The organism is Enterococcus sp. DIV1444a, from assembly GCF_051712125.1.
GTDB classification, from domain to species: Bacteria; Bacillota; Bacilli; order Lactobacillales; family Enterococcaceae; genus Enterococcus; species Enterococcus faecalis.
Window position 1 is genome coordinate 441,067 of record NZ_JBIOOG010000001.1, and the last position, 13,537, is coordinate 454,603.

The window sequence follows — 13,537 nt, forward strand, 5'->3', positions numbered from 1 at the left end:
TCAAAAAAGGGCAATAATAGGATATTAAAAAACAAAAATAGCGGTTCTAACCGCTATTTTTGTTTACTCATGGCGTTGTTGTGCTAAAATCGCTTCGATTCGTTCTCTTTGATCTGCCAAAAAGTGAGGCAAATAAAGGGGGATTTCATCAAAGTTTGGACTTTGATTTTCATAGGCTTCGGCATCTAGCAGGCCTTTTTGTGTGGCTACTTCAAATAATAAGTGGTTCGGTTCTCTAAAATACAATGATTTGAAAAATTCGCGGTCTTTAATTCCTGAGTTTGTAAAATTCTTTTCCTCTAACAGACTATCAACTTGCGTTAATTCTTGCGTATCTTCCACCCCAAAGGCGACGTGATGAACGCCACCAATTCCTTCAATGGCAAGCGGATTGGTACGGTCATCAATGATATGAACCTCTTGATAAAACTGTGGATGATGATTTTCCAGAACGGTGACTTCATGCGCAGTTTCAAAAAAAGGTACTGTTTCTTTTTCATGCCAATGTAAATAATCCACTAAAGGTTGTTTGGTAGCTGCGGCATATTGGACGCGTAATTGAATTGCATCAATGCCTAAAATTGCATGTTCTACTGGAATTTCAGCATGCTCAGCTGGAAAATAATCTTCCACGTTTTCAAATTCACGTAAAGGGACAAGCGCCATTTGCGTATTATCGGGCGCTTCAAAACGCAAAATTGGATGTTGGTTAAATATTTCCACACCATAGTGGCAGATATCCGCTTGCTCAAGATGTTCTGCCCAAAAATCCAAAGAGGCGCGCGTTGGTACTTTTAAAATAGTTCGTTCAATTGTATTTGTCCCAAATGATTGATCTTGGCCATCATTCAATTCAAAAAAAGTTAATTCGGTACCTGTTCGTTGCTCATTATCTGAGAAAAATAAGTGATACATGGTGTGGTCATCTTGGTTGATCGTTTTCATTAGTAATTTTAATCCCAGTGTATTATGATAGAAGTCAAATGTAGGCTTTATCAATCGATTTAAAATAGAGATGTGATGAATTTGTGCATACATAGTAAAATTCCTTTCTTGGAGGTTTATTAAATGAAACAATTTTTTCAAAAAGGGTCGAAACCTAATCAATTAGTTGTCGCTTTCCATGGTACTGGTGGCAATGAATATCAATTATTAACGACCATCGCAACCCTTTATCCAGAAGCGAGTGTTCTAAGTTACTTAGGGACAGAAGGTGTAGGCGAACAGCGACGCTTTTTTGCGCCATTAGTTAATGGAGCCTTACCTCGTGCTAACTTTGATGAGCGAGTGACTGCGTTTCTAGAAGAAGTTTGGCAACCGCAAAAGTTATACGATGAAGTTATTTTTATAGGGTACTCTAACGGTGCCAATTTTATTTTAGGCCTGTTAGAAAAGAACCCGACTATTGCTAACACTGTTATTTTACTGCATCCAAGCAATTTAGGCTATCAATATGTATCTGGTGAGTTTGCGACAAAAGTGATTGTCACAACAGGGGCTCAGGATGAGTTGAGTATTCCGGGACAAGTTCTTTCTTTAGCTAATCAATTAAAGAAACATTTTCCAGTCGACTTTTTACTAGTGGATGGCGGTCATGGTTTATCGGAAGAAGAAGTAACGAAAATAAAAGAAGTTCTTTAAAAACAAGCTGCAACCTTTGCTGAGAAGTGGTTGCAGCTTGTTTTTTCATGTGTGTTTAAATGATTTAGTTCTTTTTATTAATGAAAGCTTCCGCAAGAGCAAAGTCTCCTGCGTAAGGTTCATCTACGCCGTTTACTTTTTGATAAAGGTCGGCGCCTTTACCAGCTAAGACAATCGCATCATCAGCCGTTGTGCTTAAAGATAATGCGTGAGCAATTGCTTCGCCACGATCTAAAACGGTGTAAACAGGCATTTCTTTGGTAATATGGGCTTGGATTTCTTGGCAAATTTTTGCTGGATCTTCACTGGCTGGGTCATCGGTTGTTAGGACTGCAACATCAGCCAATTCAGAAAGAACCGTACCAAAGTCTTTGCGGCGAGAAATCGCTTTGTCTCCTGTGCTGCCGACAAGAACAATTAAGCGGCCGTCAGGATGTTCTTCGCGGACAAAGGTTAAAAGATTCTTTAAACTGTCATAGTTATGAGCGTAATCAACATAGACGGTTGCGCCATTAGTATTCGTTAAAGATTCCATTCGGCCAGGGACGGTGGTTGCTGCGATCCCTTGTTGACACTCTTCTTTTGAGGCTCCCACAAGGACACTAGCAATCGCCGCACTTAACGCATTACCTTTGTTAAAATCACCACCTAAACGAAGGTGATAAGAGCCGGCTAATCCTAACGCATCTGCGGGACTTTCAACGATAAAACGTAAGGAATCCTCTGAAGAAACAGCGAATGAATAGTCAACTTCTGGAGCTGGCTGACTGCCATAGACAATGGCTGGGACTTTCTGTTGTTGTGCGGTTTCTTTAAGTAATGGAAAATAATCAGCTTCGTGATTCAACACAATGACTTTAGAATGTGTAATCAATTGACGTTTGCAATAAAAGTAATCGTCAAAGGTTGGATGTTCAATTGGACTGATATGGTCGGGGGTAATGTTTAAAAAAATGCCGACATCAAAAAATAGCTTGTAAACGCGATTGGTTTTGTAGGCTTGGGAAGAAACTTCCATAATAAAATGGGTCATCCCGTTAGCAACAGCGGTCGCCATCATTCGATACAAGTCCAAAGATTCTGGCGTAGTCAATGCAGATTTAAAAAATGTTTTGCCATCTAATGTCGAATTCATGGTAGAAAGCAAGGCTGTTTTTTGTTGTGTAGCAACATCTAAAATATATTTGGTGAAATAAGCCGCTGTTGTTTTACCTTTGGTTCCAGTAAAGCCAATCAGTTTTAATTTATTTTGTGGATAATCATAAAAAGCCATGCTTAACACAGCCATTGCTTTTTTTATGTCAGTCACGATAATTCCTAGTTGCGCTGGAACCTCATAAGGCACCTCAGAAACATAGATTTCTAGGCCGTCTTTTACGGCATTTTCTAAATAGATTTCTTTAAAGTTTAATCCTTTACAAAAAAAGAGTGTTTCTGCTGTTACGTCTCTCGAATCGTAAGAAAGAGCCGTTACTTCTCGTTGACCTAACGTGTCGGAAAGGGTCAAGTGCCAGCCTTCTGGTGAAATAAATTCTTTTAATAAATCTTCTTTTTCTAAGCAATCGCGAATTGCGAATAATGAAATCGTCACTTTTTTTGCCTCCAAACGTTTCAACGAAATTTCAAAACTGATGTCATTATAGCATTATTTTTCTTTTAAAAAAACCATCTCGTTAGCGTGAGAAAATCCATGAGAAATGTTAAAATAGGATAATTCTTCGAGAAAGTCGTTGCATATCCCAAGATGAACAATTAAAATAAAGAAAGCATACTCAAAGAATATTGGAGGACAAAATGATCAATCAACCAAATTCAGTTGATCAACCAATCCTGACGAACCAAGAAAAAATGGTCAAAGGCTCAGCTTGGATGACAGCTAGTAATATTATCTCCCGCATGTTAGGGGCGATTTACATCATCCCCTGGTACGCTTGGATGGGCGAGCACGGAAACGAAGCGAACAGTTTGTTTTCAATGGGGTATACGATTTATGCCTTATTCCTAATGATCTCTACCGCCGGAATTCCAGGTGCGATTGCCAAGCAGACCTCGCATTATAATTCATTGAACGAATATAAAATTAGTCGACAGCTCTTTTATCGTGCCTTACAACTAATGGGTGGCTTAGGTGTGGTTTTTGCTATCGTGATGTATTTGGCATCTCCTGCATTAGCAGCTTTGTCTGGTGGAGGTCCTGAATTAGTCCCAACGATGCGTTCATTAAGTTTAGCCGTTTTAGTTTTCCCAAGCATGAGTGTCATTCGCGGCTATTTCCAAGGAAATCAAGAAATGATGCCCTTTGCTTTATCACAAATTGTTGAACAAGTAGCACGAGTTTTTTATATGTTATTAACCGCCTTTATTATCATGAAAGTCTTTGAAGGTGATTATGTTACAGCGGTGACCCAAGCCACTTTCGCAGCGTTTATTGGGATGCTCGCAAGTTTTGCGGTTTTAGGTTATTACATGTACAAGCAAAAACCATTATTTGATTATTTAGAAGAACACAGCGCCAATGAACATGAAATTGCTCCAAAAGAGTTATTGATTGAAACTTTTAAAGAGGCGATTCCTTTTATCGTAGTTGGCTCAGGAGTGACGGTCTTTAAACTTGTCGATCAGTTTACTTTCTCAAACTTTATGCGTTTGTTTACGGATTATTCAGATACCCAATTACGAGAGCTTTTCGGTATTTTTAATGCCAATCCGGACAAATTAACCATGATTGTCGTGGCTTTAGCGACTTCGATTTCGGCTACTGGCTTGCCGTTGATTACAGAAGCGGTCACCTTAAAAAATCACCGTGAGTTAGCGCGTTTGATTAGTAATAATTTACAACTTTTTGTGTTTGTAATGTTGCCAGCAACGTTCGGCATGATTGTTTTAGCGCAACCACTATACACTGTTTTTTACATGCCAGATGCTTTAGGCACTTCTTTATTAGTGCAAGCTTGTTACGCTAGTTTATTCTTGGGCTTGTATATGTTAGTGTCAAATATGTTGATGGGGATGTATGAAAATCGTGACGCAATGCGTTATTTAGGAATTGGTTTAGCTGTGAAATTAATCGTGCAATTCCCCGCAATCCGTTTATTTGAAGTTTACGGTCCTTTATTAGCAACGATGATTGGCTTTACGGTTTCTTGCGTATTGATTCTAAGAAGAATTCGTCAAGTGACACGTTTTAATTACAAATTAACCTTACGGCGAACATTGTTAATGTTCTGCATTACAGTCATCATGATGATTATCGCTTTGATTTTCCGTCAGTTCTTGTATCTATTTTTAGATCCAACTAGACGTTTCCAAGCCTTCATTATCGTTGTAATTGTGGCTGCTGTAGGAGGCGCTTTTTATGGCTATTCTGTCTTGAAGATTCGCTTAGCTGATCGTTTATTAGGGAAAAATGCCGCAAAATTACGTGCAAAATTCAATATTAAATAATAGCTGATTGAACTCCTTTCAGCAGATTCTCATAAGAGACAAGGCTTGAGACATCGATCGATTCGATTTATGTCCCAAGCTATTTTTTTAAAGGAAAGAGGAAGGACAATGCGTTTAGATAAATTTTTAGCCGATGTTGGTATCGGTAGTCGTAAAGAAATCAAACAATTGTTAAAGAAAAAAGTCGTTACGGTGAATGGTGACGTCGTAAAAGAAGCCAAAACACAAGTAAATGAAGAAACAGATCAAATTGCCTTGATGGGAGAAATTCTTACGTATCAGAAATTCTTTTATTACATGTTGCATAAACCACAAGGTGTCATTTCTGCGACGGAAGATCAGCGAGATGAAACGGTAATTGACTTATTAACTGATCAGGATTACCGTGCCGACTTGTTCCCAGTTGGTCGCTTGGATAAAGATACTGAAGGCTTGCTTCTATTAACAAATGATGGCCAGTTAGCGCATCAATTATTATCGCCCAAAAAGCATGTGGATAAAGAATATTTAGCTGAAGTTGAGGGACTTGTGACAGCGGAAGATTGTCAACTGTTTGCGCAAGGATTTGCCTTAAAAGATGGAGAAATGGTTAAACCGAGTCGCCTAGTCATTGAGACGACCAATCAGGAAGAAGGGACTTCCGTAGTCCGTTTGGTGATTCAAGAGGGAAAATTCCATCAAGTCAAACGGATGTTAGCCACTGTAGGCAAACCTGTGACGTATTTAAAACGATTACGAATGGGCGAACTATGGTTGGATGAAACCTTAGAACTAGGGGAATATCGGCCCTTAACAGAAGACGAATTGCAACAACTACAACCTAAACAATCATACCTCAATTAAAATAAACAAAAACCCAGCACTTTCTACGGAAAAGATAAAAATTTTCTCGAAAAATAGTGTCGGGTTTCTTTCTTTTTCTGCATAAAATGGTATGATTGACTATGTAGAACTTTATGAATAGGAGTGACAACAAATGACAATTGATTGGACAAAAGAAGTCGAAGCACGTAAAGACGACTTATTAGAAGATTTACAAAACTTATTACGGATCAACAGTGAACGTGATGATGCACAAGCAACACCAGAAGCGCCCTTTGGACCTGGGCCAGTTGCTGGCTTAAAACACATGTTAGCGTATGGTGAACGTGATGGCTTTACGGTGAAAAATGTCGACAATTACGCTGGACATATTGAATATGGTGAAGGCGATGAAACGTTAGGAATTTTTGGTCATATGGACGTTGTTCCTGCTGGTGATGGTTGGGAAACAGATCCTTATGAACCAGTCATTAAAGATGGCAAAATTTATGCACGTGGTGCGAGTGATGATAAAGGCCCAAGTATGGCTGCTTATTACGCAATGAAAATTATCAAAGAATTAGGCTTACCCGTGTCTAAAAAAATTCGTTTCGTAGTAGGGAGTGACGAAGAAAGCGGCTGGGGCGATATGGATTACTATTTCCAACATGAAGAAGCGCCAGACTTTGGTTTCTCACCAGATGCTGAGTTCCCAATTATTAATGGGGAAAAAGGAAATGTGACTATTCGTTTAACTTTCCGAGGCGGTAACGGCGCTGATTATAAACTAGAAAGCTTCAAATCTGGCTTACGTGAAAACATGGTTCCGGGAACAGCAGATGCTGTTGTAACGGCTGCTTCAGCAGACGAAGCGGCTTCACTAGCTGCTAGCTTTGAAACATTCATCAAACAAGAAGCAAAAATTTCAGGTAATGCAGAACTTTCAGATAAAACAGTGACTTTCCATGTAGTTGGTAAAGGTGCTCACGGTGCTAGCCCACAGTCTGGAATTAACGCAGCGACTTTCTTGGCAACTTTCTTAAATGATTACAGCTTTGCAGAAGGTGCATACAGCTTTATTAATACCATTGCTGAATTTATCCATGAAGATTTTTATGGCGAAAAATTAGGCGTGGCTTTTGAAGACGAAAAAATGGGTAAATTGACAATGAACGCTGGGATTGTTAACTTTGATCCAGAAAATCCTGAAAATAGCTTAGTAACATTAAACTTCCGCTATCCAAAAGGAACTTCAGCAGAAGAATTACAAGCAAAAGTTCAAGCAACAGTCGGTGAAACGGTCACTGCAACACAAGGAGATCGCAACCAAGAACCGCATTATGTACCAGTTGATGATCCATTGGTGGCAACGTTACTACAAGTTTACGAAGACCATACAGGCGAAAAAGGCCAAGAACAAATCATTGGTGGCGGTACTTATGGCCGCTTATTAAAACGTGGTGTTGCCTATGGTGCAATGTTCCCTGGCTACACAGACACAATGCACCAAGCCAACGAATTTATGGAATTAGATGACTTATTCCGAGCAGCTGCTATTTATGCAGATGCGATTTATCGTTTAGCGAAGTAAAGTAAAAAAGCTGTTTTCGATTTTCGAAAACAGCTTTTTTTTTGCAATTTTTGCCTTTTAAAAACCCAAAATCAGAACCGTCAATTTACTGAAAATTTCTTGCAAATCAAAGGATCCCACGATACGATAAATAGGAGAAAACGCAATGAGTGAAACACTTATTGTTAACTATTTAATCAAAGGACGTGTGAAGATGAACGTAGAAGAATTAGTTCAAAAAGCAAAAGATTTAATTGGAGAAGGCAACGTGGAACATGCCCAACAATTCATTGAAGAACATAAAGATGAATTAGGCGAACACTATCATAAAATTACAGCGATGTTAGCTGATACAACGACCGATGGTTTGTTTGATAAAATTAAAGGCTTGTTTCAATAGTCGAAAAAAATCTGAGATAAACGTGGAGGCTCAGACAAAAGTGTTTAGTTCTAAGAACCAAGTAGGTACGATGATTTCATCTGTTCATGCTTCACAGTGAAACATCGCAACTCTTAGAGCTGTAGCTCTTTTGCAGGCTGGACTGTGACGAGACGTATGTCGAGAAGTCACCTGAGAAGTTGTTTCTGTGCTCGCCGTTTATCAGTTTTTGAGCGTGGAGCAAAAATCCAAAGTGATTTTTGTCCCACGCTCTTCTTCCTACGTTTAGTCAAGTGTTTTTTCGTTTATTTTTATCACGAAAAAAAAGTATACGAAATAAGCCTAATAAATTAGAATTTTTTTTATTAGGTGTGCTATAATCTATTTAAGGATATATTCCTTATTGGTCGTTAGAGGCCGTGTATGAGTAATCATACGGACTTGAATGTCGTACCATTGAGTGGAGACATTTCAAGAGCTTGTTGATGCAGGCGATGAGCGCAACCTTATGCTTTTTGGGCGAAGGTTGCGTTTTTAGTTTATAGTAATAGTCCACCAAATGATTGGGGCCCGCCGCTTGTTGCCTGATCATGTTCATCACAATAAAATACAAATTCTTTCGTGCCTTTGGATTCCCATGTTTATTCATGTGTTCTTGGGCAATATATTTTCCAGATTGATACCTCCTGGTATCAACACCGACGAAAGCGTTCAATTGTTTATGAGAAGAAAAACGACGAATGTCCCCTAATTCACCGATCATGAGTCCAGCAGAAAGTTCACCAATCCCTGGAATACTTTGATACAAATCAAATTCTATTGTTTGTTGCGCAGTTTCAATTAATTGTTGAGCGAGTTGCTCTTTCGTCACCAGTAATTGTTTCAATTGTTGGGCATAGTACACCACTTTTTGAACAGAAATACTTTGTCTAGATTCTGCTGGATAAGAATTTTGCGCCAGTGAAAGTAAGGTTTGGGCTTTATTCAATGCTTTTTGATCGGAGATTTTTTTATCGGTATTTTTCTTCAAAAGATTTTTTACTTTTGTTTGACTCAAACCTTCTAAACAAGTAGGATGCGGGAACAGCTCGACAAGATTTAAGGCGAGTTTTGATAACCTGTTGGTGAAAAGTGTTTCCAATTCTGGAAAAGTTAATTGTAAAGCGGTATGCAGGTTCATTCTCATGCGTTTAATGTCCCCTTCAACTTGTTGATAAAAACGTGCTAAATCACGTGTTTGTTCATAGATTTCTGATTGCGATTGTTTTTGTTTCCGTAAAAATTGACCGTGTGTTTGTGCGAGACGATGGGCATCACGTTTATCCGTTTTTACTGAACGTAAGTCAATATTCAGTTGTCTTTTGGCTTCTAAAGGGTTTAGTAAACAATAGGCGAAATGATTCTTTTGACAAAACGTTTCAATGACTCTTGAATAAACACCCGTTGCTTCAAAAACGATTTGTGGTCGTTCTGGAAGAGCATAAATTTCTTGAAGAAGTGCATTGAAATGTATTTTATCGTGAAGAATTTCTTGTTCAAAAAGACAAGTATTTTCATGATAAATAACGGCATAACTTTTTCCCATTGAGACATCTAAAGCAAGTACATACATGATTTTCATCTCCTAAAAAGTATTGAAAGGTTCTTCACTGCTTCATTTCGTTCCTAATTTCCTTCACACGGGCTCGAAGCCCCAACATACTTAAACCAGATTTTAAAATGACAGTGAAGGAGACCATTTTTTGTTTGGGACTCGAAGTCCAAGAGCCTGTGGTCGGTCTTCCTTTCACATCCAACTATACGCTTAAAAGAGCAATAGAAGGTAAATTCATCCGTCGATGAATTTACCCTCTAATCTTAGTATGTTTTTTTATTTAACTTTTAACCATTGTTTTGTCGATACATACGCAATCGGATTAAAAAGATAATCCGCTCCCCGTTTCACCACAGGCATATTCGTAATAGCTAAAATGAAGAGGGCTAAGAAGAAGAGTGCCAGGATTCGGAAAGTAAACCATTCTTTGAAGAGTGTGTCTAGTTGTAAGCCACTTTCCAACAGAATAATTAAGGGCATATGTAAGAGATAAGGGTAGAGGGTATCTTTTCCGAGGGCGCTTAAAGGTAACTTTCGGTTAGGCAATAATGCAAACCAAGAAAGAGACATCAAGGCTGCAGCAACGTAAAAGAACAGCTGAATGAAACTACTGTATTCAAAGGCTGGACTAATTTCAGCATAGGAAGCCCAACCAGTTAAGAAGCCCCAAAATTTCGTTGCCAATGACCATTGACTATTTACAAATAAAAAGGAGCATAAAATTACGCCTATCGCTGCCCATTTGACTTTGCGATGATCTAAAAAGGTTTGCAGCTTTTGAATATCCATTAAGTAGCCACAGTAAAAGAAAGGGAAAAAGCCCAGAGTCCGTCCTAAAGACAAGAAACCTTCCACAGGCAAATAGCCTGAGGCGCAGCCGATAACAATGATGATGGGCAACATGATTTTCGGCTGAACGCGCTGCAGAAAGATGGTAATTAAGTAGAAGCTTGCTAAGGAAAGTAAGTACCAAGGAACGCCTGTTTCATTCAGTAAATCAAAATTCATTTTATTTGCAAAGGCGAAATTAGCAAGCGTAATCAACAACTTCGCTAAGAGATAAAGCCAAACAAAGGAAAGTAAGCGTAGATATTTTCGTTGTTTAATTGCATGTTTACTAAAGAGTCCAGAGACAAAAATAAAGGCTGGCATATGGAATGAATAGATCCAAAAGTTGATCGTTTCCATGAGTCGTGAAGGAGAAGCTTCACGATCTAAAATATGCCCAAAAATCACTAAGAAAATTAAAAAAAGTTTCACGTTGTCCCATTTGTAAATTCGCTTGTCGTTTTCCATAATGATCACTCCTTTTAGTAGAAAACAGTTCACTTTTGTTTAAGGCAGAAGAGGACAATTTTTCCATTCATTGAGTAGATAATTGTAGATACGAACCGGCAGCCATTAAATGAGCCCCCCCACATACTTGCGCTTAAAACAAAAAATTAGGCAGGATGTTAGTCTTAAATTATACTGAAAGAGTGACGATCCTCCAAAGATTTTGTTTATTAAGAAGTGAAAGATGCGGTGAAAATAAATGATAAAATTTCAAAATGTTTCAAAAGTATATCAAGAAAATGCCGTTTTGTCCGATGTGAATTTAACAATCCAACAAGGCGAATTTTTTGTATTAGTAGGGCCGAGTGGTAGTGGAAAAACGACGACCTTGAAAATGATTAATCGGCTCATTGAGCCAACGACAGGTGAAGTGGCTCTCAATGAACAAGCGGTAGCCAATTACCCATTACGAGAATTACGACTAAAAATTGGCTATGTTCTTCAGCAAATTGCCTTATTTCCTAACTTAACCGTGGCGGAAAATATTGAGTTGATTCCTGAAATGAAAAAATGGCCCAAAGAGCAACGCAGAGAGCGAACCATTGAACTATTGAAAAAAGTTCAGCTGGATCCTGAGGAATATCTGCATCGTAAGCCAGCAGCACTTTCGGGAGGCGAGCAACAACGTATCGGGATTTTACGTGCCATTGCAGCCGAACCAGAAGTGATTTTAATGGATGAACCGTTTAGCGCGCTAGATCCGATTTCAAGGCATCATCTTCAACGTTTGGTGAAAGAACTTCATCAGGAATTAGCGAGTACCATTGTTTTTGTGACCCATGATATGAATGAAGCTTTACTGTTAGGTGAGCGCATCTGTATTATGGATGCTGGCAAAATTATTCAAGTCGATACGCCAGAAGCTATTCAAAAACATCCGAAAAATAATTTTGTCGGTCAATTTTTCAAACAATCTTCGCCAGAACTAGCGAACTATTGTGGCGCTGACTTGACTGCATTTTTAGAAGCCGCGGATGAGACGATTGAGCCAGTGCCGACTGTTTTCATGGAAACCAATTTAAAAGAGATTGTCCAACTCATTAATGCGCAAGAGAAAGCAAATTTAGTAGAAAAACAACAAGTTTTAGGGTGTATCACTTCAAAAACGATTACTCGTTTTATGGAACAACTGTTGGAAAGTGAGGGACAGTAGATGCAAACATTGATTGAAACTTTTTTCGCTCGAAAAGAAGAATATCTGCAAGCGTTAATCGAGCATATGCAATTGTCCTTTATCTCGTTATTATTCGCTGCGTTGATTGCAATTCCTTTAGCCATTTATTTAACGAGCCATCGTAAGTTAGCGGAAAGTCTGTTACAAGTGACTGGGATTTTCCAAACAATCCCTTCTTTAGCTTTGCTAGGCTTACTGATTCCGTTAATTGGTATTGGTCGACCACCGGCAATTGTTGCGCTAGTGATTTATGCCTTATTCCCAATTTTACAAAACACCTATACTGGTTTGACGGAAATTGATCCTTCGTTAGAAGAAGCCGCAGAAGCATTTGGGATGAGTAAAAAAGAAAAACTGTTTAAGTTTGAGTTACAAATGGCATTACCATTTATTATTTCTGGGATTCGAACGGCTACCGTTTTAATTATTGGTACGGCCACGTTGGCGGCGTTAATTGGAGCAGGTGGTTTAGGGACCTTCATTTTATTAGGAATTGATCGAAATAATTTATCGTTGATTTTTATTGGAGCCCTTTCATCGGCTGCACTAGCAGTCTTATTTAATTATGGAATTCATTGGTTGGAAAAAGCGAATGGACGGCGACTAATCATTGGTGGCACTATTTTAGGCCTTTTGTTAGGTGGTTCATTTTTCTGGAATCAACAAACTAGTTCAAAGGAAAAACAGCTGACAATTGCTGGGAAATTAGGGGCGGAACCAGATATTATTATTAATATGTATAAAGCCTTAATTGAAGAAAATAGCGACATTCAGGTGACGTTAAAGCCAAACTTTGGCAAGACTACTTTTTTATACAATGCCTTAAAATCAGATGAAATCGATCTTTATCCAGAATTTACAGGAACAGTGATCGAAACCTTTTTAAAAAATCCTCCTCAGCTAGACAATCAACCTCAAGTAGTCTATGAAGCGGCACGCGCTGGCTTGAAAAAACAAGAAAACCTTACTTTGTTGAAACCGATGCGCTATGAAAATACGTATGCCGTCGCAGTCAAGCGCTCATTTGCAAAAGCGCATCAATTAAAAACGATTAGTGATTTACAGAAAATTAGCAATCAGCTAAAAGCGGGGTTTACGTTAGAATTTATTGATCGGCAAGATGGCTATAAGGGATTACAAGAAAAATATCATTTAAATCTGAATGTCCAATCGATGGAACCGGCGTTACGCTACCAAGCGATTAATAATGGTGAGGTAAATGTGATTGATGCCTATTCAACGGATAGTGAATTGAAACAATACGATTTAGTAACGTTAGAAGATGATCAAGCGCTATTTCCGCCTTATCAAGGAGCACCACTTATTAAAACAGCAACGTTGGAAAAATATCCAGAATTAGCAGAAATATTGAATAAATTGGCAGGGAAAATCAGCGAAGAAGAAATGAGTGAAATGAATTATCAAGTCAATGTGGAAGGGCAAGATCCGAGCCTAGTGGCGAAAGACTATTTAAAAGAAAAGAATCTTCTTAAATAAGTATTTTTTACTGAAAAAGACTGGTATATAAACGTTTATCCAGTCTTTTTCAGATAAATAAAGAGTTTAATGTGAAAAGTACCTGTATTTTTACTCATTTTT

11 protein-coding genes are annotated in these 13,537 nt (G+C 38.5%); 7 read left to right on the top strand and 4 right to left on the bottom strand.

The window, feature by feature from the left end; genetic code table 11:
* Window positions 1-63: 63 nt before the first annotated feature.
* On the bottom strand, window positions 64-1,038 hold the full coding sequence (locus IGI87_RS02385) for a ring-cleaving dioxygenase (RefSeq protein WP_438736155.1): 975 nt from the start codon (window positions 1,036-1,038) through the stop codon (window positions 64-66).
* A 30-nt stretch (window positions 1,039-1,068) separates the two neighbouring features.
* On the opposite strand from IGI87_RS02385, the gene IGI87_RS02390 reads away from it, so the two are divergent.
* On the top strand, window positions 1,069-1,641 hold the full coding sequence (locus tag IGI87_RS02390; RefSeq protein WP_002358653.1) for an alpha/beta hydrolase: 573 nt from the start codon (window positions 1,069-1,071) through the stop codon (window positions 1,639-1,641).
* Window positions 1,642-1,705: 64 nt separating this feature from the next.
* Here the strand turns inward: IGI87_RS02390 and IGI87_RS02395 are convergent, their stop codons facing one another.
* On the bottom strand, window positions 1,706-3,232 hold the full coding sequence (locus tag IGI87_RS02395) for a UDP-N-acetylmuramoyl-L-alanyl-D-glutamate--L-lysine ligase (RefSeq protein ID WP_010775579.1): 1,527 nt from the start codon (window positions 3,230-3,232) through the stop codon (window positions 1,706-1,708).
* A gap of 203 nt (window positions 3,233-3,435) precedes the next feature.
* On the opposite strand from IGI87_RS02395, the gene IGI87_RS02400 reads away from it, so the two are divergent.
* The 4 genes from IGI87_RS02400 to IGI87_RS02415 all read left to right on the top strand — a co-directional run bounded on the left by IGI87_RS02400 (window position 3,436) and on the right by IGI87_RS02415 (window position 7,856).
* Entirely contained in the window at window positions 3,436-5,085 is a 1,650-nt protein-coding gene (locus IGI87_RS02400; protein ID WP_438736156.1) for a putative polysaccharide biosynthesis protein, read from the top strand.
* Window positions 5,086-5,193: 108 nt separating this feature from the next.
* Window positions 5,194-5,928, top strand: a complete 735-nt coding sequence (locus IGI87_RS02405; RefSeq protein WP_280211303.1) for a pseudouridine synthase — start codon at window positions 5,194-5,196, stop codon at window positions 5,926-5,928.
* 133 nt (window positions 5,929-6,061) lie between these two features.
* Entirely contained in the window at window positions 6,062-7,477 is a 1,416-nt protein-coding gene (gene pepV, locus IGI87_RS02410) for a dipeptidase PepV (RefSeq protein WP_002358655.1), read from the top strand.
* Window positions 7,478-7,622: 145 nt separating this feature from the next.
* Window positions 7,623-7,856 carry a hypothetical protein gene (locus tag IGI87_RS02415; protein ID WP_002355504.1) on the top strand — a complete coding sequence of 78 codons (234 nt, stop codon included), beginning with the start codon at window positions 7,623-7,625 and terminating at the stop codon, window positions 7,854-7,856.
* A gap of 379 nt (window positions 7,857-8,235) precedes the next feature.
* Here IGI87_RS02415 and IGI87_RS02420 read toward each other — a convergent pair whose 3' ends face one another.
* A complete protein-coding gene (locus IGI87_RS02420; protein WP_438736158.1) occupies window positions 8,236-9,456 on the bottom strand; it encodes an IS110 family transposase in 1,221 nt (406 codons plus the stop codon).
* Between the two features lie 249 nt (window positions 9,457-9,705).
* Entirely contained in the window at window positions 9,706-10,725 is a 1,020-nt protein-coding gene (locus IGI87_RS02425; protein ID WP_280211308.1) for an acyltransferase family protein, read from the bottom strand.
* 238 nt (window positions 10,726-10,963) lie between these two features.
* Here IGI87_RS02425 and IGI87_RS02430 point away from each other — a divergent pair, with 238 nt between their 5' ends.
* Window positions 10,964-11,917, top strand: a complete 954-nt coding sequence (locus IGI87_RS02430; RefSeq protein WP_104853929.1) for an ABC transporter ATP-binding protein — start codon at window positions 10,964-10,966, stop codon at window positions 11,915-11,917.
* A complete protein-coding gene (locus tag IGI87_RS02435; protein WP_104853930.1) occupies window positions 11,918-13,435 on the top strand; it encodes an ABC transporter permease/substrate-binding protein in 1,518 nt (505 codons plus the stop codon).
* Window positions 13,436-13,537 lie beyond the last annotated feature (102 nt).

Bases quoted from the DNA above. Each gene is read 5' to 3' on its own strand.
- pepV (WP_002358655.1), top strand. From the start codon at position 6,062: ATGACAATTGATTGGACAAAAGAAGTCGAAGCACGTAAAGACGACTTA.
- IGI87_RS02415 (WP_002355504.1), top strand. From the start codon at position 7,623: ATGAGTGAAACACTTATTGTTAACTATTTAATCAAAGGACGTGTGAAG.
- IGI87_RS02420 (WP_438736158.1), bottom strand. From the start codon at position 9,456: ATGAAAATCATGTATGTACTTGCTTTAGATGTCTCAATGGGAAAAAGT.
- IGI87_RS02435 (WP_104853930.1), top strand. From the start codon at position 11,918: ATGCAAACATTGATTGAAACTTTTTTCGCTCGAAAAGAAGAATATCTG.
- IGI87_RS02405 (WP_280211303.1), top strand. From the start codon at position 5,194: ATGCGTTTAGATAAATTTTTAGCCGATGTTGGTATCGGTAGTCGTAAA.
- IGI87_RS02400 (WP_438736156.1), top strand. From the start codon at position 3,436: ATGATCAATCAACCAAATTCAGTTGATCAACCAATCCTGACGAACCAA.
- IGI87_RS02430 (WP_104853929.1), top strand. From the start codon at position 10,964: ATGATAAAATTTCAAAATGTTTCAAAAGTATATCAAGAAAATGCCGTT.
- IGI87_RS02425 (WP_280211308.1), bottom strand. From the start codon at position 10,725: ATGGAAAACGACAAGCGAATTTACAAATGGGACAACGTGAAACTTTTT.
- IGI87_RS02385 (WP_438736155.1), bottom strand. From the start codon at position 1,038: ATGTATGCACAAATTCATCACATCTCTATTTTAAATCGATTGATAAAG.
- IGI87_RS02390 (WP_002358653.1), top strand. From the start codon at position 1,069: ATGAAACAATTTTTTCAAAAAGGGTCGAAACCTAATCAATTAGTTGTC.